Genomic DNA, 18640 nt, shown 5'->3' on the forward strand with positions numbered 1-18640 from the left:
GCTCAGCGGCGTACTCCTGCGCGCCCCCGCCCGCACCGCCGCCGTGCACGGGCGCAGGGCGCTCGCGATGGACGCCGTACTGCTGCGGGCGCTGGACACCGGGCGGGTGGACGGCGCGTCCTTCTTCGCCCACCTCTTCGCGGCCGTGCCCGCCGAGCGCGTCCTGCGGTTCCTGGACGGTGCGACCGCGCCCTGGGAGGACATCGGCATCGGTCTGCGCACCCCCCTGCTGCCCATGCTGCGCTCGCTGGTGGAACTGCCGTTGCTCCCCCGATCCGTCCCGGCCGCAGGGCCGGGGCGCCGCTGAAAGGCTGTCATGTCACTGCTGCGCGACGACGCCCTGTCGGTTGCCTTCGACCACGCCGCTCCCCGCTACGACCTGCTGGTCGCCGCCAATCCCGGCTACCACCGCCACCTGCGCCGCTCGGCCCGGCGTCTGGGCCTCCGGGACGAGGGCGCCGGGTCCCGCGTCCTGGACCTGGGCTGCGGGACCGGAGCCTCCACGGCCGCGCTGCTGTCGGCCGCGGGCCGGGCGCGGATCACCGGGGTGGACGCCTCACGGGGCATGCTGGACCGGGCCGAGGCCAAACAGTGGCCCGGGACCGTACGTTTCGTCCACGCCTCGGCCGACCGGCTCGGCGAGGTGAGCGGCGCGGAGCCCTTCGACGCCGTCTTCGCCGCCTACCTCTTGCGCAACGTGCCCGACCCGGACCGGACGCTCGCGGGCGTGCGCGCGGCGATGGCGCCGGGCGCGCGGATCGCCGTCCACGAGTACGCGCTCAGCGGGAAGCCGGTGCACCGCGCGCTGTGGACGGCGGTCTGCCGGGCGGTGATCCTGCCCCTGGGCAGGGCCGGCGGGGACACGGAGCTGTACGAGCACCTGTGGCGCAGCGTGCTCGGCTTCGACACGGCGGGGGTGTTCGCCCAGCGGATGCGCGCCGCGGGCTTCACGGACGTACGGGTGCTGCCGCTGCCGGGCTGGCAGACGGGGATCACCCACACCTTCGTGGGCCGGGCCGCCGCGTGAGCGGGTACCCGGGCCGGGACCGTCGGGCCCGGCGGGTAGACGTCGGCGGGGGAAGGGAGCGGGTCGGGCCCGACGGACCTCGGGTGGCGGTGGTGGGCGGCGGCATCGCGGGGCTCGCGGCGGCGACCGCGCTCGCGGAGCGGGGCGTGCGCGTCACCCTGTACGAGCGGGACGCGCAGTTCGGCGGACGGCTGGCCGGGTGGCGGACGGTGCTGGCGGACGGGTCCCGGGCGACGATGAGCCGGGGTTTCCACGCCTTCTTCCGGCAGTACTACAACCTGCGGGCGCTGCTGCGCCGCACCGACCCCGGGCTGCACGGTCTGACGGGGCTGCCGGACTATCCGCTGCGCCACCGCGACGGTGGACAGGACGGTTTCGCGCGGGTCCCGCGCACGCCGCCGCTCAGCGCGCTCGGATTCGTGGCACGGAGCCCGTCCTTCGGCTGGCGGGATCTCGGGCGGATGAACGCGCGGGCCGCCCTGCCCCTGCTGGACGTCGGGGTGCCGGGGGTGTACGAGGCGCTGGACGAGGTGAGCGCCAGCGCGTTCCTGGCCCGGATCCGCTTCCCGGAGGCGGCGCACCACCTGGCTTTCGAGGTGTTCTCGCGGAGCTTCTTCGCGGATCCGGCGACCCTGTCGGCGGCGGAGCTGGTGCTCATGTTCCACATCTACTTCCTGGGCTCCAGCGAGGGGCTGCTGTTCGACGTGCCGCGCGAACCGTTCCCGCAGGCGCTGTGGGATCCGCTGGCCCGGTACCTGGAGGGTCTTGGTGCGGAGCTCCGCACGGGTACCCCGGTGCGCGAGGTGCGCCCCCTGGGCGCGGAGCGGATGGAGGTCGTGGCGGCGGAGACGGCCGAGCGGTTCGACGGGGTGGTACTGGCCCTGGACACGGGCGGTCTGCGGTCGGTGGTGGGCGGTTCACCGGAGCTGGTGGGTCCGGCCTGGCGGGCCCGGGTCGGCGCCCTGCGGACGACGCCGCCGTTCCTCGTGTCGCGGCTGTGGCTGTCGCGGCCGGTGGCGGCGGACCGGCACGGCTTCCTCGGGACCAGCGGCTTCGACGGGCTCGACAACGTGAGCGTCCTGGACCGGTGGGAGGGTGAGGCGCACCGGTGGGCGCTGCGGTCGGGCGGGTCGGTGGTGGAACTGCACGCCTACGCGGTGGACCCGGCCGAGCGGCGCGCGGAGGTGGAGGACCGGATGGCGCGCCGGCTGCGGGAGGTGTACCCGGAGACGGCGGACGCGAAGATCGTGGACGCGCGGCACGAGTGGCGCGAGGACTGTCCGCTGTTCGCCGTCGGGGGGTACCGGGAGCGGCCGGGCGTGCGCACGGGTGACGCCCGCGTGACGATGGCCGGGGACCTGGTGCGCACGGGGCTGCCCGTCGCGCTGATGGAACGGGCCGCCACGAGCGGGTTCCTGGCGGCGAACGCCCAGTTGGAGCGGTGGGGCGTGCGGGGCGAGCCGCTGTGGACCGTACCGCGGCGGGGCCGCTCCGCCGTGGCGAGGGCCTTGGCGGGCCTGGGCGAGCGGCCGGGCGGCGGGCGGTGACGACCTGGCGGCGGGGGACGGTGACGGGCGGGGAGGCCGCGGGTGACGGCTGGGCGGCGGCGCCCGTCCCGCCGGGGCGCGGCCGGGTTCAGCCGGGGAAGCGGCCGGTGCCGCGCAGTTCCCAGCGGCGCTCCGCGTAGGCGAGGTCGTCCCGCCACAGCCGGCCCGCCGCGCGCCGTACGAGGGGCCGCAGCAGGGGGGCCGCGGCGCGGGCGACGGCGAAGCCGGGGCGGCCGGAGCTCGCGACGACGGCTTCGACGACGCGGGTGCGGGGGCGGCCATCGCGGTCGGTTCCCAGGGGCGTGGCGTGGGTCTCGACGACGGAACCCGCCCCCTCGCCCTCGACGATGCGCATCACGACGGTGCGGGGGCCGGGGGCGGTGAACTCCGCGGTGACGGGCACCACGACGCGCGGGGCCACCTTGAAGGAGACCCGGACGGTGAGGACGCCGGAGTCGGCGCCGACGTCGAGCACGCTCAGGTCGACGAAGGAGTACGGGTGGAACCACGCTCCGTGCCACGGGTCGAGGCGGTTGGCGACGATGTCCTCGGGCTCGCACGTGCCCGTACCGGTGTACACCGTGGCCAGGGAGGTGGCGGCGGGCGGGCGGAGCGGCACCGCGGGGGTGTCGAGGGGCGGTTCGCCGCCGTAGTCGTCCAGCCGCACCCAGGCGAGCACGCCGTCGTCGTGGGCGGGGTGGGGGCTCCAGCCCGCGAAGGGGGCGCCGCTCAGCGCGAGTCCGTGCCAGGGGCAGATCAGGGTGCCGCGATGGACGGGGGCCTGGGCCAGGGCGGCGCCGAGGTGCGGGCAGGCGCCCGGGCCCGCGACGAGGGCGCCGTCGCCGCCGCGCCAGGCCACGATCTCGCGACCGCCGACCGTGGCGCCGAAGGCGGAGTCCGCTCGTACGGCCGAACTCGGGCCGAGTACGTACCAGTTGCCGGTGGGGCGGCCCTGGGCCTGTTTGAGCGCCGCGGCGATGAGCGCGGGTGAGGCCTCCCGCCAGGTGGGCCGCTGCCGGTGCCAGGCCACCGGGTCGCTGCGCAGGCTGACCGGGAAGCGGTGGCGGCGGGCGGGACGCGGGCTCATGAGGACGACTCCTCGACGACGGGTGCGGCGGGCGCGGTACGGGCGGCGCGGGCCGCGGGGGCCGCGGGGGCCGCCAGGCGGGCCGCGGCGATCCTGGCCAGTCCGACGGCGGCGACCGCCGCTCGCCGGGTCAGGGGGACGGCGGAGCGCTGGTGGACGCTGGCGTACCCGTCCCGGGCGACGGCGTCGAGGATGCCCCCGTAGAGGATGAAGGCGGTACGGACGCAGGGCCGCGAGACGGGTTCGAGCATGTCCAGCCCCGGTTCCGCGGCGGCGTAGAACCGACGGGTGAGGGCGGCGGCGGAGCGCAGGGCGCGGACGATGCGGGGGTCGCGCCGGCCGGTGCGCCTGCTCCACTGGAGCAGCTCCCGGTCCACGCCGTCGGCGCCCAGCAGGTCGGCGGGCAGGTAGACCCGGTCGCGGTCGAGGTCCTCGCCCACGTCCCGCAGGAAGTTGGTGAGCTGGAAGGCCTCCCCGAGCGCCGCGGCGTGCGGAGCGGCCTCCTCCCGCGAGGTGGTGTGGCCGAGTACGGGAAGCATCTGGAGCCCGATGACGGCGGCGGAGCCGTGCATGTAACCCCGCAGGGCGTCCAGGGTGGCGTAGTCGGTGACGGTGAGGTCGCTGCGCATGGACCCCAGGAAGTCGTCGAAGTGGTGGTGGGGAATGCGGTAGCGGTGTGCGGTGTGGGCGACGGCGGTGACCACGGGGTGGTGGCCGGGGGCGCCGTTCATCGCCGTACGGAGATCGACGGAGAGGGCGTGCAGACGTTGCGCGCGGTCGCCGGAGACCGCCGGGTCGTCGACGATGTCGTCGGCGAGCCGGGCGAAGCCGTAGAGGGCGTGCACGGCCGGGCGGCGGCGGGCGGGCAGCAGCCGGGTGGCGAGGAAGTACGTCCTGCCGTGCTGGGCGTTGAGGCGGCGGCACCGGGTGAAGGCCGCACGCAGTGCGGGGTCGGTGATCGCGGCCGCGTCGAGTTCGCGCCGTGTCATGCGGGGTTGCCCTTCTTCTCCTCGGGAAGTGGCCGGGCCGCGCTCCGGCGGGTGGCTCCGGGCAGCCCGGTGATCCGCGCGGCGGCGAGGCGGCCGGAGATCAGGACGGTGGGGACGCCTACGCCCGGGGTGGTGCCGCACCCGGCGAGTACGGCGTTGGCCGTGCCCCGCACGAGGTTGCGGGGCCGGAAGGGGCCCGTCTGGGGGAAGGTGTGGGCGACGGAGAAGGGGGTGCCCGCGGCGTGGCCCCGCGCGGCCCAGTCGGCGGGGGTGACGAGGACCTCCGTGTCGATGGCGTCCTCGAAGCCGGTGAGCCCGCGGCGCTCCAACTCCCGGAGCAGGGTGTCCCGGTAGCGGGGCCCGAGGTACGTCCAGCGGACGGCCGAGGGTCCGACGGTGGTGTTGGGGCAGGGGGCCAGCACGTAGTGGGTGTGCTTCCCGGGCGGCGCGAGGGCCGGGTCGGTGGCGGTGGGCCGGGTGACGAGGAGCGAGGGGTCGCTCATCAGGGCGCCCGTGCGGGTGAGCTCCTTGAAGGTCTGCTTCCAGGCGGCGCCGAACAGGATGGTGTGGTGGGCGAGTTCGGGCCAGGTCCGGTCGGTTCCGACGTGCAGGACGACGGCCGACGGGGAGTGGCGCAGGGCGACCGGGCGGCGCGGCCGGCCGCCGAGGAGGTGGTAGGCGACGGGCAGGTCGGGGGTGAGGACGACGGCGTCGCAGGGGACGCGCCCTCGGTCGGTGACGACGGCGGTGATCCGGTCGCCCACGCGCTCCAGACGCGTGGCCGTCTGCCCGTACAGGAGCGTGGCACCCGCGTCCGCCGCGGCCTGGGACATCGCGGTGGGTACGGCGTGCATCCCGCCTTCGGGGAAGTAGACGCCGGCGATGGTGTCCATGTAGGCGATGACGGCGTAGGCGGCGAGCGCGCGGGCCGGGGGTACGCCCGCGTAGAGGGCCTGGAAGGAGAAGACGCGCTGGAGCCGCTCGTCCGAGAGGAACTGCCCGATCTTCGGCTGGAGGCGCCCGAATCCGCCCAGTGCGGCGAGCTTGACGAGGTCCGGGTTCAGGAGCGAGAAGGGCGAGTCGAAGTTGGTGTCGATGAACCGGCCCATCTGGGCTCGGTAGAGCTCGTGCAGCCACTGGCGCAGGCACCGGTAACCGGCGGCTTCCCGGCCTCCGGCGAAGCGTTCGATCTCGGCTTCCATCGCTTGGGCGCCCGTATGGACGTCGAGGCTGCTGCCGTCCGCGAAGCGGGCGTGGTAGGCCGGGTGGAGCGGCCGCAGGGTGAGCCGCCGCGACATCTCCTGGCCGACCGCAGCGAAAGCCTCCTCCAGCAGGTGCGGCATGGTGAGGACGGTGGGGCCGCTGTCGAAGCGGTAACCATCGCGCTCGATGCGGCCCGCCCGGCCGCCGGGCAGGGGGTCGCGTTCGACGATGGTGACGCGCCGCCCCGCGCAGAGGAGGTGCAGGGCGGCGGAGAGACCGGCGAGTCCGGCGCCGACGACCACCACGTGGTCGGTACGTCCCGTGACCGCCTTCACCGGACCCCTCCCTCGCGGCCCGTGGGTGCGGGGCTCGCCGTGAGCGCGGAGGGCGAGGCGACGCGTTCCAGCAGCTCGGCGAGGCGCCGGGCCGCGAGGCCGTGCAGACCCGCCGCGGCGAAGGCGCGTTCGCAGGCCCGCACCAGGCGCGCGATCCGCCGTTCGACCAGGGCCGGGGCCCCCGTGGAGCGCAGGGCGTCGCGGACCGCGGCCAGCAGGGAGCCGGACAGGTCGGCTTCCTCCCGGCAGGCGCGCAGGAGGTCGATGACCTCGGTGGCGCCGGTGGCGCGGGCCCGGGTGTGGGCCAGGGCGACGAGGTACGTCGCCTTGCCGGAGCGGATGTCGTCTCCCGAGGGCTTTCCGGTCACGGCCGGGTCGCCGAACACGCCGAGGAGGTCGTCGCGCAGCTGGAAGGCGATGCCCGCGCACCGGCCGGCGGCCGTCAGGGCCGTTGACGTGGCCTCGTCGGCGCCCGCCAGCGCCGCGCCGAGGGCCAGCGGCTGTTCGACGGTGTAGCGGGCGGTCTTCAGGCAGACGGTACGGATGGCTTGCGCGGCGGAGCGGGAGGTGGTCGCCTGGCCGCGGAGGTCGAGGTACTGGCCCGCGACCATCTCGGTCCGCATGGCCCGCCAGATCCGCAGGACGTCCGTACGTACCGCGGGATCGAGGTCGGCCCCGGCCACCAGGTCGTCGGCCCGGGCGAGCGCGAGGTCCCCGGCGAGCACGGCGGCCGACGTGGCGAACGACGACGGGCCCGAGCCCCGCGGGGACGCCGCGGTCGGGTACTGGCACGCGAGCTGGCGGTGGAAGGACGGGCGGCCGCGGCGTACGGCCGACTGGTCCATGACGTCGTCGTGGATCAGCGCACAGGTCTGGATGAGTTCGAGCGCGGCCGCGACGCGCAGGGCCGCTGCGGTGTGCGTGTCACCGCCGCCGCAGGCGCGCAGGGCCCACCAGAGGAACTGGGGCCGGATGCGCGAGCCGCCGCTCAGGGTGAAGGAGGACAGCCGCTCCGTGATGTCGGTGGCGAAGACCTCGTCGAGGGCGCGGCTGTCTTCCACGAGTTCGGCGCACAGGAGCCTCAGCTCGCGGGCCACGGCGCCCGCCACGTCCGCGTCGACGGCGTCCGCCCGCGCGGCGCCCGCGACGGGAAACGCGGCCAGGTGTGTCCGTTGAGAGGTTGGCAGGGGATGTCGGGCAACCGACCTCGCGTGCATCTGGTCCTCCGGATCGTGAAGGGGCGCTTGCCCCCTGTTCCGCCCTCGCGGGGCGGACGGATGCGCTCGGTCGGGTTCCCTTGAGCCACAGCCATCCGTCCCCCGCCGCGACGGCCGTCACCACACGGGGCAGCCGATCCACCCGATGGGGCGCATCAGGACGGGGCAGGGGCGCGGGAGGGTTCGCCCGGGTGGCGGCCTCGCCGGGGAGCCTCCACGCGGCCGCGAAGGCGCCGGCCGCCAGGTGTGCGGAGCCGGTGAGGGCTGCGGAGAGCGGCGCGGCGTCGCTGGCATCCGCCCCGGCGCGGCGCCGGCTCGCGGTGGCCAGAGCGCGCCCGGCGGGCGCAGAGCGTCGCGGCTCGCAGGACGCTGCCGTGCGCGCCTCTCGTGGTCCGGGGTCCGGGACTCAGGAGTCGGGGCTCGGGGGTCGGGGCTCGGAGCGCATGCCCGGCCCGTCCGCGGGGAGGAGGACGCTTCGGCGAGGTCGTTTCGGCCGACGGTCGCGGGCGGCGGAGCCCGCGTCGCGCGGAGGACCTGGACGGCGCACGGACCCATCGCGTCGGATGGCCTTCCCGCCGCCGTGCGCCGTGACGCCGACCACCCGTCCGGCGCGTCACCGCCCGCGACGAGTCGCACGCGGAGCGTGCGCCTGCTGGGCCAGTCGGACCGGGATCCGGCGTCGCCCGCCCCGCCCGCGCCGCCCGCCGGGCCCGCCCGAGGGGCTAGGACCCTCTCCCGACGCCCGACCACACCCACCTGACCTGCGAATTTAAGGAGGCAATACCCGCCTTGGTCAACTTTTTATCCTCACGTACCCGATTTGATTTGCCTGGAGCAACCAACCTTTTTACGGTTGCCTAGAGCAACCACCTGGGAGGTGTGATGGCCGGACAGACGCGGTACGAGGAACTGGCTCGCGAGCTCAGCGCCATCGGCGCCGTGAAGAGGGACATGGGGCGGATCCTGCCCCAGGGCTGCCCGGTGGCCTCCGCCGCCGTGATGACGCTCCTCGGCAGACACGGCGCCATGCGGATGAGCGGGCTGGCCGAGCTGCTCTCCGTGGACATGTCGGTGACCAGCCGCCATGTCGCGCATCTCGCGGACCGGGGCTGGGTCGAACGCTCCCCCGACCCAGCCGACAGGCGCTCGCGCATCCTGCGCCTCACCACCACCGGGCAGGAGCAGCTGGACGAGCTCTCCCGTCGTACGACACGGCTCCTCGCCGACCGGCTGAGCGACTGGACCGACGACGAGGTGAGCCGGCTCGCCCAGCTCATGAGCCGACTGCGCACGAGCTTCGGCGACGGCCGCTGACCGCGGCGGTCCCCGGGACACGACAGAACCGATCACCCGAACGCCCGCATGAAGAACGTTAGGAAGCCCATGGCAACCACCACACCGACCGGTGTGCGGGGCTCACACGCCAAGCACGGAGGCGGCGACGCCGCGGCGCCGATGACCCACCGGCAGATCATGGAGGCCCTCTCCGGGCTGCTGCTCGGCATGTTCGTCGCGATCCTGTCGTCGACGATCGTCTCCAACGCCCTGCCCCAGATCATCGGCGACCTGGGCGGCGGCCAGTCCGCCTACACCTGGGTCGTCACGGCGGCGCTGCTCTCCATGACCGCCACCACGCCCTTGTGGGGCAAGCTCTCCGACCTGTACAGCAAGAAGGCGCTCGTACAGATAGCCCTCGTCATCTACGTACTGGGATCGGCCGCCGCGGGCCTCTCGCACAACGCCGGGATGCTCATCGCCTGCCGCGTCGTGCAGGGCGTCGGCGTCGGCGGTCTCTCGGCCCTCGCGCAGATCGTGATGGCCGCGATGATCTCCCCGCGCGAGCGCGGACGGTACTCCGGCTACCTCGGCGCCGTCTTCGCCGTCGCCACCGTCGGCGGTCCCCTGCTGGGTGGTGTCATCACCGACACCGAGTGGCTCGGCTGGCGCTGGTGCTTCTACGTCGGCGTCCCCTTCGCGATCATCGCGCTGATCGTCCTCCAGAAGACCCTCCACCTGCCCGTCGTCAAGCGTGAGGTCAAGGTCGACTGGGGCGGCGCCTTCCTCATCTCCGCCGCCGTCTCCCTGCTGCTGATCTGGGTCACCTTCGCCGGCGACAAGTACGACTGGCTGTCGTGGCAGACCGGCGCCATGGTCGGCGGATCGATCGTGCTCGGGCTGCTGTTCCTGCTCGTCGAGAGCCGGGCGAGCGAGCCGATCATCCCGCTGCGCCTGTTCCGCAACCGCACCATCGCCCTGTCGTCCATCGCCTCGCTCTTCGTCGGCGTCGCGATGTTCACCGGCACGGTGTTCTTCAGCCAGTACTTCCAGCTGGCCCGCGACAAGTCCCCGACCATGTCGGGCGTGATGACCATCCCGATGATCGGTGGTCTGTTCATCTCCTCCACAGTCTCCGGCCAGGTCATCACCAAGACCGGCCGCTGGAAGGCGTGGCTGCTCAGCGGCGGTGTGCTGGTGACCGCGGGCCTGGGCCTGCTGGGCACGATCCGCTACGACACCGTGTACTGGCACATCGCGATCTTCATGGCGCTCCTGGGCCTCGGCATCGGCATGATGATGCAGAACCTGGTCCTGTGCACGCAGAACCAGGTGGCACCCGCCGACCTCGGCTCGGCCAGCTCCACCGTGACGTTCTTCCGGTCCCTCGGCGGTGCGATCGGCGTCTCCGCGCTCGGCGCCGTCATGGCCAACCGGATCACCCACTACGCCAAGGACGGACTCGCCACCCTCGACCCGAAGTACCAGGCCGCCGCGGCCGCTTCGAACACCGGCGGCACCATCCCCGACATGAACAGCCTGCCCGCGCCGCTGCGTACCGTGATGGAGAGCGCGTACGGCCACGGCATCGCGGACGTCTTCCTGATCGCCGCGCCGCTGGCGCTGATCGCCTTCCTCGTGACGATCTTCATCAAGGAGGTCCCGCTGCGGACCTCGGGCGGTCTGGCCCAGACCGAACGGTCCGACGCCCCGGCCGCGACCGCCGCGAACCCCGCGACCGCGCGGTCGGAGCAGAGCGAGCAGTCGGAGCAGGGCGCACAGGGCGTCCTCCCGCAGGCCGCCCCGGTCACCCCGTCCACATCCACGGACGCGTCCCCGTCCGCGTCCCCGCACGAGGGGTCCGGCCCCGGGAACGGTGGCACTCCGGTGCGCGGCCACGTGCGCGGCGCCGAGAACGCGCCCGTGCCGCAGGCCGCGGTGACGCTGATCTCGCTCGCGGGGCGACAGCTCGGCCGCTCGGTCGCGCGGGCCGACGGCGGGTACGCCGTGGAGGCGCCCGGTACCGGCTCGTACGTCCTGATCGCCTCGGCCGACGGCTTCCAGCCGCAGGCCTCCACGATCGTCGTGAACGGCGAGCCCCTCGCCTACGACATCCTGCTGAGCGGGACGAGCGGTCTGAGCGTGCTCGTCCGGGCCGCCGGGACCGCGGCCCCCGTCGCCGAGGCCATGGTCATCGTGACCGACGTACGCGGTGACGTCCTGGCCACCGGGACCACCGGCCCCGACGGCGAGTTCACCTTCACCGACCTGGTCCCGGGCTCCGTGACCGTCGCGGTGAACGCCCCCGCCCACCGCCCGGTGGCGCTGCCCGTCGAGGTCGGCGGCGCCGGTGTCACCCGCGTCGCGGTCGAACTCAGCGCGGGCGCACGGGTCCAGGGCGTCGTACGGGCGCCGGACGGACCGCTCGGCGACGCGCGGGTCACCCTGGTGGACGCAGCGGGGAACGTCGTCGGCACGGCCAGGACCGGATCGGACGGCGCGTACGCCTTCGCCGACCTCAGCGGCGGCGACTACACCGTCATCGCGACGGGGTACCCGCCGGTGGCCACGTCCCTGACCGTGGGCGGTCCGGGCGTCGAGGGGCACGACATCGAACTCGCGCACCCCGGCGAGTAGCCGCCCACGGCCCGTGGGGCGCGCCCCGAACAACGGCGCGCCCCACGGGCCGGTGCGGTTCCGGCTCCGGCCGTCCGGACCGGTCGACACGATCATCGAGAAGCTTCACAGGGAGACAACGGGATGGGACTGACCGCACGGATCCGCACGCGGGACGGATGGGCCGTATCGCACGCGGTCGTCACGGTGACCGACATGACCGGCGCACAGGTGGTGCGCGCCGAGGCCGACGGAGAGGGCGCCGTGCGCGACGCGACCGCGCTCGCTCCGGGGGCGTACACCGTGATCGTCACGGCGGTCGGTTACGCGCCCCGCGCGTCCAGCGCGCTGGTGACGGCGAGCGGACGCGCCGAGGTGGGCACCGTGGTCCTCGCCCGCCAGGGGGGCACCGAACTGCCGCCGCCCGGATCGTGGGCGATCGACCCGGCGCACTCCTCCGTGGGCGCCGTCGCGCAGCACCTGGGCATCTCCAGCGTGCACGGGCGCTTCACCGCGTTCACCGGGCGGATCGAGATCGCCCCGCAGGAGGTGTCCGCCTCCCGCGTGGCGGCGGTGATCACCGCCGCCTCCATAGACACCGGCAACGCGACGCGTGACGGCCACCTGAAATCGGCGGACTTCCTGGACGTGGAGACGTATCCGGAGATCCGCTACCGTTCGTCCGCGCTGACCCCCGTCGGCTCCGACCGGTGGACCGTGCACGGCGAACTGACCCTGCACGGGGTCGTCCGACCCGTCGACCTCGACCTCGCCTACCTCGGCACCGGGGCCGATCCCTGGGGCGGTACGCGCGCCGCCTTCCGCGCCACCGCGGAGCTGCGCCGCGAGGACTTCGCGATGAACTACAACCAGGTCATCCAGGCGGGCATCGCCGCCATCGGAACCACCCTGAAGGTGGAACTGGACATCCAGGCGGTGCAAGGGGACGCCCTGCCGCAATGACCTCAGCCGTTGGTCAGGGTGCGGTCGAGCAGCGGGACCAGGCGGTCCCAGTGGCGCTGTAGTGCGGCGGGGTCGAAGGCATCCGTGTCGGACATGGTGAAGCCGTGGACGGTGCCGGGATAGATCTCGCAGGTGTGGTCGACGCCTCCCGAGTCCAGGGCCCGGGTCAGTTCGCCGACGGCCTCGGGGGTGAAGTCGCTCTCGGCGAGGCCGAGGTGGACCGGGGCGGTGATCCCGGGGGCCAGGAGGTGCGGGCTGTCAGGCGTGTCGGTGACCAGGGGGCCGGGGTGGAAGCCCGCGACGGCGGCCACCCGGTCGGGGCGGCCCGCCGCCGTACGCAGCGCGAGGGCGGCGCCCATGCAGTAGCCGGTCACGGCGACCGGTCCGGCGCTGACCTCTGGCTGGGCACCGAGGAACCCGAGGTAGGCGTCGGCGTCGCGCAGGGCGCGTTCGGTGGTGTGCGCCTCCAGCAGGGGCAGCAGCCGGGCGAAGACCGCGGGCCGGGCGTCCCGTCCGAGGTGCTCGGGAAGTTCGGCCACGGGCGCGGGGCCGTGCCGGTAGAACAGGTTGGGGACGAGCACGTAGTAGCCGTGCCCGGCCAGTTCGCGGGCCATCTCCCGCAGCGCGGGCCGCACGCCGAAGAGGTCCATGTACAACAGCACCCCCGGGTGCCGGCCGTTGCCGTCGGGATAGGCGGCGAAGGCGTCGGCATGACCGTCCGCGGTGGGGATCGTCAGTGTTCTGGTGGGCATGACGCTTCGTCCTTCTGGTCGGCGCGGCTCTTTGGGTCATCTACTGAGGGGGCTCAACACCCATGGTGGGAAACGCGCATTGAGTGTAGGGCGTCCGCAGGATTGGATGGGCGGGCCGGTACGGCGGCGAGGGCACCGCGCCCCGCCCCCGGCCGCGCGGGCAGTGCGGTACGGGAAGAGGCGAAGGGGATCCATGCTCCACGGCTGCACTCCCTGGCCCGAGGAATTCGCCGACCGCTACTGGCTGGCCGGGTACTGGCGTGGCCTGACGCTGGACAACCTGCTGCGCGACCGGGCCCAGGAGTGCGGGCCCCGGACCGCGCTCGTGCACGGCGCCACCCGCCTCACGTACGCGCAGCTGAACCGCCGGGTGGACCGTATGGCCGCCGGATTCCAGTTGCGCGGCCTGCGGTCCGGGCAGCGGGTCGTCGTCCAGCTGCCGAACGTTCCCGAGTTCGTCCTCGCCGTGTTCGCGCTGATGCGCGTCGGCGCGGTCCCCGTGTTCTGCCCGCTCTCGTACCGCACGGCCGAGGTGTCGCGCCTCGTGCGGGTCACCGAGGCCGTCGGATACGTCGGCCCCTCGACGTACCAGGGCTTCGACCACACGGCGATGGCCGCGGACATCGCGTCCCAAGGTCCTTTCCTGCGGCGGGTGTTCACCTACGAGGCGCCCGGCACCTCCTCCCCGTACGGTGGTTTCACGACCGACACCTCAAGCTGTCACTACTTCCCGCTGGGCTCCCTCGACTCCCCGCCCGGCCCGCCGCTCGCGCGGGGCGCCGACCAGGTGGCCTTCTTGCTCCCCTCCGGCGGGAGCACCCGGGCGCCACTCGCACTCGTTGCGCGCACGCACAACGACTACGCCTACCAGGCGCGGGCCGCCGCCGAGCTGGTGTCGCTCTCCGAGAGCGACGTGTACCTCGCCGCGCTGCCCGCCGAGTCCCCCTTCGCCTTCGGCTGCCCCGGCATCGTCGGCACCCTCTCCGTCGGCGGCGCCGTCGTCCTGGTCGAGGACCAGGAGGCCGCCGCATGCCTGCGGGTCATCGAACGGGAGCGGGTCACCATCACCTCGGTGACCGCCGACGCCGCCCGGCTCTGGCTCGACGCACTGCCCACGGTGCGGGCCGACGTCAGCAGTCTGCGGCTCGTGCAGGTCGGCGGCGCCCCCTCGCACCGGCCGACCGCCGCACGCGTGGGTACCGAACTGGGCTGCCGCCCGCAGCAGGTCTTCGGCACCGCCGAGGGGCTGCTCACCCTCACCCGGCCCACCGATCCGGGCGAGAGCGTGCTCGCCACGCAGGGCCGCCCGCTCTCGCCCGACGACGAGATCCGCATCGTCGGCGTCGACGGCGAGGACGTACCCGACGGGCAGCCCGGCGAACTCCTCGCCCGGGGCCCCTCCATCCCGCGCGGCTACTACCGGGCGCCCGACCGGAACGCGTACTGCTTCACCGCCGACGGCTACTTCCGCACCGGCCTCCTCGCGCGGCGCACCGCGGCGGGTGATCTGGTGGTGACCGGCCGCCGCGCGGGACAGCCGGCCGACGAAGCAGCGATGAGGGAGTAGGGACCGAACGGGCCAATGGGGGTGTCCGGCGGTGTCGCCGGGTGTCCTGGGGCCGGGGCGGCGGGAGGATCGCCGGATGGGTCTTCTCCCGCCGGTCCTCTTCGCACTGAACGCGGCGCTCAGCAACGCCCTGGCCACCGTGCTGCAGCGGCGGGCCGCGCTCACCGTGCCGCAGAGCGCCGGATTCCGCCTCGGGCTGATCGCCGACCTGCTGCGGCGGCCCGTATGGATCGCCGGGATCGCCGCCGTGATCGCCGCGGGAGCGGGGCAGGCCGTGGCGCTGGCGACCGGGCCGCTGGCCCTCGTACAGCCGTTGTTCGTCATGGAGCTGCCGCTCGCGCTGCTGATCGCCTCGCTGGTGACCCGTCAGCCGCTGCCCGGGGCCCTGTGGCTGGCGGTGGCCGCGGTCGTGGCCGGGCTGGGGCTGGCGCTGGCCGCGGCCTCGCCCGCCGGGAACCGGACGCACGTACCGCTCGACCGGTGGCTCCCCGCGCTGGTCGTGTGCGCGGGCGCGGCGGTGGCTCTGGCCGGGGCCGGGCTGCGGCGGCCACCGGGCCGCGCCCGCGCCGGGTACCTCGGCGGGGCCACCGCGATCTGCTACGCGCTGACCGCCGCCCTGATGAAGTCCGCCGTCCTCGTCCTCACCGACCGGGGCCTGGTGGCGTTCCTGACCACCTGGCAGACCTACACGTTCGGGGCGACGGGCATCGGGGCGCTGCTGCTCCTCGAACACGCCATGCAGGGCGGCCCGCTGGTCGCCTCCCAGCCCGCCCTGACCCTGGGCGACGCCACCGTCGGGGTGGCGCTGGGAGTCCTGTTGTACGGGGAGCGGCTGCGCTCGGGCTGGTGGCTGTTCCCCCAGCTCCTGGGCGCGGCCCTGGTGTGCGCGGGAGTCCTGGCGCTGGCCCGGCTCTCCGCGCCGACGCCGCCCGCTACGCGATGACGGCGGTCCGGGAAGCTTCGCACCCGGGCACGGGTCGGACGGGGGCGGGCCGGGTAGCCTGCGGGGCAGTCGAGCGAGGGGCGGTTGACGTGCGCGCTGTGGTCTTCGAGCGGTTCGGGGAGCGGGCCAGGGTCAGGGACGTGCCGGAGCCCGTTCCGGCTCCCGGCGGGGTGGTCGTACGGGTGGAGGCGACCGGGCTGTGCCGCAGTGACTGGCACGGCTGGATGGGGCACGATCCGGACATCGCGCTGCCGCACGTGCCGGGGCACGAACTGGCCGGGGTGGTCGAGGCGGTGGGCTCCGACGTGGCCCGCTGGAGGGCCGGGGACCGGGTCACCGTGCCGTTCGTGTGCGCCTGCGGGAGCTGTCCCGAGTGTGCGGCGGGTCAGCAGCAGGTGTGCCGGCGGCAGACCCAGCCCGGTTTCACGCATTGGGGCTCCTTCGCCGAGTACGTGGCGCTGGAGAACGCCGACGTGAACCTGGTGGCGGTGCCGGAGGAGCTGTCGTTCGCGACGGCGGCGGGGCTGGGGTGCCGGTTCGCGACGGCGTTCCGGGCGGTGATCGCGCAGGGCCGGGTGGCGCCGGGCGAGTGGGTGTCGGTGCACGGCTGCGGCGGGGTGGGCCTGTCCGCCGTGATGATCGCGGCGGCGGCCGGAGCCCGGGTGGTCGCCGTCGACACGGCGCCCGGGGCGCTGGAACTGGCCCGCCGGTTCGGCGCCGAGCACTGCGTGGACCCGGCGCGGGGCAGCGCGGCCGACGCGGTGCGGGAGCTGACGGGAGGCGGGGCCCACCTGTCGCTCGACGCGCTGGGCTCGGCCGGGACGGCCGCGGCCTCGGTGGCGGGGCTGCGGCGGCGCGGACGGCACGTACAGGTCGGACTGCTGCCGTCGGTGGACGGGGGCACTCCGCTGCCGATGGAGCGGGTGATCGGCTGGGAGCTGGAGGTGCTGGGCAGCCACGGGATGGCGGCGCACGCCTACCCGCCGATGATGGAGCTGGTCCGCTCCGGGGCGCTGCGCCCGGACCTGCTGGTCACCGCGACGATCCCGCTGGCCGCGGCCCCGGCGGCGCTGGCCGCGATGGGAACGGCCCCGGGCCGCGGGGTCACGATCGTCCGGCCGCTGCTCTGAGGTGCGGCAGGGGCACCCTCCCCCTCAAGGGTGCCCGCCCGCTCAGGGGCGCAGGCCCGTGACCTGCTCCACGTGGCGCAGGCTTGGTTCCAGCAGGGCCGCGTGGAGTTGCTGGAACACCTGGCGGGCCGTCACGGCGTTCCAGTCGGCGGGGAGCAGCTCGGTGGGCAGCCGGGTCGAGGTAGGGCAGGCGGCGCCACTGGGTGAGCAGCGGCACGTAGTGGCGGAAGGCGTCCGCCGGTTCGGGCCGCTCCCCCGCCGTCAGGCGGGCGGCGACGGGGGCGCAGCTGTCGGTGAAGGCCGCGTACTGGCTCTGGATCGCCGGGAAGTCCCACCACTGGCTCACCGTGGCGGAGAGGTCGCTGAAGGCGGCGTAGTCGGCGGCGAACAGGTGGACGTAATCGCTCAGTCCGAGCCGTACCAGCATGCCGCGCGCGTCCTCCAGCAGCCGGCCCGGCGCCAGCCACACACCGGGGGCGATGGTGCCGAAGCCGAGCCGGGTCAAGTGTGTGCGCAGCTGGCAGCGGTGGTTGCGCTCCGATTCGGGTACGGAGAACACCGCCATGGCCCAGCCGTCCGACAGATCGGCCGGCTCCAGGCTGGCGAAGATCCGGCGGTCGCCCTCGTCGAAGACGGGGTGCGCGGCGGGGCTGAGGCGGTAGCCGGTGGCGCCCCGGCGTTCGGATTCGAGCACCCCGCGCTTCTTGAGCCGCGAGATCGCCGAACGGACCGCCGGGCCGCCCACGTCCAGCTCGCCCATCAGCGTGATCAGGTCGGCGATGGAGATCCAGCCGCCGATGCTGCGCAGGAACGCCCCGTAGACCGTGTTGATCAAGGAGCTGGGCCTGAGGGGACCGTCCGACATGATCACCTTCTGTGCGCGGCGACGGCGAGGCACGCGGTGGAGATCTTATCGAGGCCCCCTGCCGGGCCGACGGGCCTACCCGGGCAGCGGCGCCCGTGCGTACGCGCCCGAGAGCAGGTGCCCGGCGCCACGGCGTCCAGGCCCAGGGCCCGCAGCAGTTGGTGTGCGGTGCACCCGGCGGCGGAGACCACCGGCTTGCCCAGGCGCTGTTCGGCCTCCTCGATGGCGCCGAGGGAGGGCATCTGCACGCAGGCGGAGAGCACCACGGCGTCGGCGTCCGCGTGGTCCGGGGCCCGGGCGAGGCCGGGCAGCCGGGCCGGGTCGTGGGCGGCGACGTCGAACGGGTGCGCAGCCGCTCCTCGGCGGCGCGGTGGTAGCCGAGGCCGGTGCTCATGATGGCGACGAGGCAGCCGTAGCCGAGTACGTCGACCCGGGCGTCGGAGAGTTCCAGGGCGCAGCGGTCGGAGTCCGCGTCCATGGCCTTCAGCTGCTCCGGGGTCACCCGGGTCATGCGCATCCGGCTGGAGTGGAAGGTGAAGCGCTCCTCGGGCAGGAGGGTCTCGCGGGCCCGCAGGACGGCGGGGACCTCGGTCTCCATGATGACGTTGGAGCTCGGCACGATCTGGCCGGTGCGGTAGGTACGGGATGGCACGGTGACTCCTTAGCGGGCGCCGCCGACGGGGTTGGTGAGGGTGCCGATGCGCTCGACGATGGCCTCGACGGTGTCGCCGGGTACGAGGAACTCCGGCGGGACCATGGCTGCGCCGACCCTGGAGGGGGATCCGGTGGCGATGACGTCGCCGGGTTCCAGGGTCATGCCGGAGCTGATGTCGACGATGAGCCGGGCGTGGCCGTTGGGGCGGGTACGGAGGCGGGGGCCTCACGGAAGCCGGGAACGGCGGCGGGGGCGGGAATCGGCTGGGGTGCAGGGGCGGTGCGCATGGCGTGCTCCCGGAGGGCGACGATCCGCCCTCCAGCCCGCGGCGTCGGCCGGAACTCTCCTCGCCGCTGGGCTTGTGGTCAGCGGAAACGCGTCGCTAGAGTCCTGATTACACGTGTAACACGCTAACCCGCCGCGGTGACCTGTACAAGCATTCCGGACAAACGTTACGAAGCCCGGCCTT

General features: G+C 74.3%; 17 protein-coding genes and 1 pseudogene. 9 read left to right on the forward strand and 9 right to left on the reverse strand.

Annotated features, from left to right (window positions below):
- From QMF80_RS14250 to QMF80_RS14260, 3 genes are all read left to right on the forward strand, one after another.
- Positions 1 to 307: lycopene cyclase family protein (locus QMF80_RS14250; protein ID WP_283453114.1), on the forward strand; the 307-nt coding region annotated here is incomplete at its 5' end.
- A gap of 9 nt (positions 308 to 316) precedes the next feature.
- Positions 317 to 1027: a class I SAM-dependent methyltransferase gene (locus QMF80_RS14255; protein WP_283453116.1), complete on the forward strand. Its 711-nt coding sequence runs from the start codon at positions 317 to 319 to the stop codon at positions 1025 to 1027.
- Positions 1024 to 2574: an FAD-dependent oxidoreductase gene (locus tag QMF80_RS14260; RefSeq protein ID WP_283453118.1), complete on the forward strand. Its 1551-nt coding sequence runs from the start codon at positions 1024 to 1026 to the stop codon at positions 2572 to 2574. The genes QMF80_RS14255 and QMF80_RS14260 overlap by 4 nt, the downstream gene beginning before the upstream one ends.
- An 88-nt stretch (positions 2575 to 2662) precedes the next feature.
- Here QMF80_RS14260 and QMF80_RS14265 read toward each other — a convergent pair whose 3' ends face one another.
- From QMF80_RS14265 to QMF80_RS14280, 4 genes are read right to left on the reverse strand one after another with little or no spacing between them, the layout of a single operon-like run.
- The gene (locus tag QMF80_RS14265; RefSeq protein WP_283453120.1) at positions 2663 to 3661 is read right to left on the reverse strand and encodes a DUF5914 domain-containing protein; all 999 of its coding nucleotides are present in this window, start codon (positions 3659 to 3661) and stop codon (positions 2663 to 2665) included.
- The gene (locus QMF80_RS14270) at positions 3658 to 4650 is read right to left on the reverse strand and encodes a phytoene/squalene synthase family protein (RefSeq protein ID WP_283453122.1); all 993 of its coding nucleotides are present in this window, start codon (positions 4648 to 4650) and stop codon (positions 3658 to 3660) included. Before QMF80_RS14270 ends, QMF80_RS14265 begins: the two co-directional genes overlap by 4 nt.
- Positions 4647 to 6188 carry a phytoene desaturase gene (locus tag QMF80_RS14275; RefSeq protein WP_283453124.1) on the reverse strand — a complete coding sequence of 514 codons (1542 nt, stop codon included), beginning with the start codon at positions 6186 to 6188 and terminating at the stop codon, positions 4647 to 4649. Before QMF80_RS14275 ends, QMF80_RS14270 begins: the two co-directional genes overlap by 4 nt.
- Positions 6185 to 7285, reverse strand: a complete 1101-nt coding sequence (locus QMF80_RS14280; RefSeq protein WP_283453126.1) for a polyprenyl synthetase family protein — start codon at positions 7283 to 7285, stop codon at positions 6185 to 6187. Before QMF80_RS14280 ends, QMF80_RS14275 begins: the two co-directional genes overlap by 4 nt.
- 1002 nt (positions 7286 to 8287) lie before the next feature.
- On the opposite strand from QMF80_RS14280, the gene QMF80_RS14285 reads away from it, so the two are divergent.
- The 3 genes from QMF80_RS14285 to QMF80_RS14295 all read left to right on the forward strand — a co-directional run bounded on the left by QMF80_RS14285 (position 8288) and on the right by QMF80_RS14295 (position 12259).
- Entirely contained in the window at positions 8288 to 8719 is a 432-nt protein-coding gene (locus tag QMF80_RS14285; RefSeq protein WP_502962844.1) for a MarR family winged helix-turn-helix transcriptional regulator, read from the forward strand.
- 141 nt (positions 8720 to 8860) lie between these two features.
- Complete coding sequence (locus tag QMF80_RS14290; RefSeq protein ID WP_502962849.1) at positions 8861 to 11317, forward strand: MFS transporter; 2457 nt, start codon at positions 8861 to 8863, stop codon at positions 11315 to 11317.
- A 123-nt stretch (positions 11318 to 11440) separates the two neighbouring features.
- A complete protein-coding gene (locus QMF80_RS14295) occupies positions 11441 to 12259 on the forward strand; it encodes a YceI family protein (protein WP_283453130.1) in 819 nt (272 codons plus the stop codon).
- Between the two features lie 2 nt (positions 12260 to 12261).
- On the opposite strand, the gene QMF80_RS14300 is transcribed toward QMF80_RS14295, so the two are convergent.
- On the reverse strand, positions 12262 to 13011 hold the full coding sequence (locus QMF80_RS14300; RefSeq protein ID WP_283453132.1) for a dienelactone hydrolase family protein: 750 nt from the start codon (positions 13009 to 13011) through the stop codon (positions 12262 to 12264).
- Positions 13012 to 13204: 193 nt separating this feature from the next.
- Between QMF80_RS14300 and QMF80_RS14305 the strand changes: the two genes are divergently transcribed.
- From QMF80_RS14305 to QMF80_RS14315, 3 genes are all read left to right on the forward strand, one after another.
- On the forward strand, positions 13205 to 14578 hold the full coding sequence (locus QMF80_RS14305) for an AMP-binding protein (RefSeq protein ID WP_283453134.1): 1374 nt from the start codon (positions 13205 to 13207) through the stop codon (positions 14576 to 14578).
- Between the two features lie 76 nt (positions 14579 to 14654).
- Positions 14655 to 15521 (forward strand): DMT family transporter, encoded by an 867-nt coding sequence (locus tag QMF80_RS14310; protein ID WP_283453136.1) that lies wholly within the window; start codon positions 14655 to 14657, stop codon positions 15519 to 15521.
- Positions 15522 to 15610: 89 nt separating this feature from the next.
- On the forward strand, positions 15611 to 16651 hold the full coding sequence (locus tag QMF80_RS14315) for a zinc-dependent alcohol dehydrogenase family protein (protein ID WP_283453137.1): 1041 nt from the start codon (positions 15611 to 15613) through the stop codon (positions 16649 to 16651).
- On the opposite strand, the gene QMF80_RS14325 is transcribed toward QMF80_RS14315, so the two are convergent.
- From QMF80_RS14325 to QMF80_RS14340, 4 genes and pseudogenes are all read right to left on the reverse strand, one after another.
- Positions 16626 to 17516: a PaaX family transcriptional regulator gene (locus QMF80_RS14325; RefSeq protein WP_502962845.1), complete on the reverse strand. Its 891-nt coding sequence runs from the start codon at positions 17514 to 17516 to the stop codon at positions 16626 to 16628. The genes QMF80_RS14315 and QMF80_RS14325 overlap by 26 nt on opposite strands.
- Before the next feature lie 2 nt (positions 17517 to 17518).
- Positions 17519 to 17782 carry a hypothetical protein gene (locus QMF80_RS14330; RefSeq protein ID WP_283453139.1) on the reverse strand — a complete coding sequence of 88 codons (264 nt, stop codon included), beginning with the start codon at positions 17780 to 17782 and terminating at the stop codon, positions 17519 to 17521.
- A 78-nt stretch (positions 17783 to 17860) separates the two neighbouring features.
- Positions 17861 to 18114 (reverse strand): annotated as a pseudogene (locus QMF80_RS38310) (Asp/Glu racemase); the annotation flags it as partial.
- 63 nt (positions 18115 to 18177) lie between these two features.
- A complete protein-coding gene (locus tag QMF80_RS14340) occupies positions 18178 to 18354 on the reverse strand; it encodes a fumarylacetoacetate hydrolase family protein (protein ID WP_283453324.1) in 177 nt (58 codons plus the stop codon).
- Between the last annotated feature and the right edge of the window lie 286 nt (positions 18355 to 18640).

Origin of the sequence: Streptomyces sp. G-G2, assembly GCF_030063135.1 — a bacterium.
Lineage (GTDB): Bacteria > Actinomycetota > Actinomycetes > Streptomycetales > Streptomycetaceae > Streptomyces.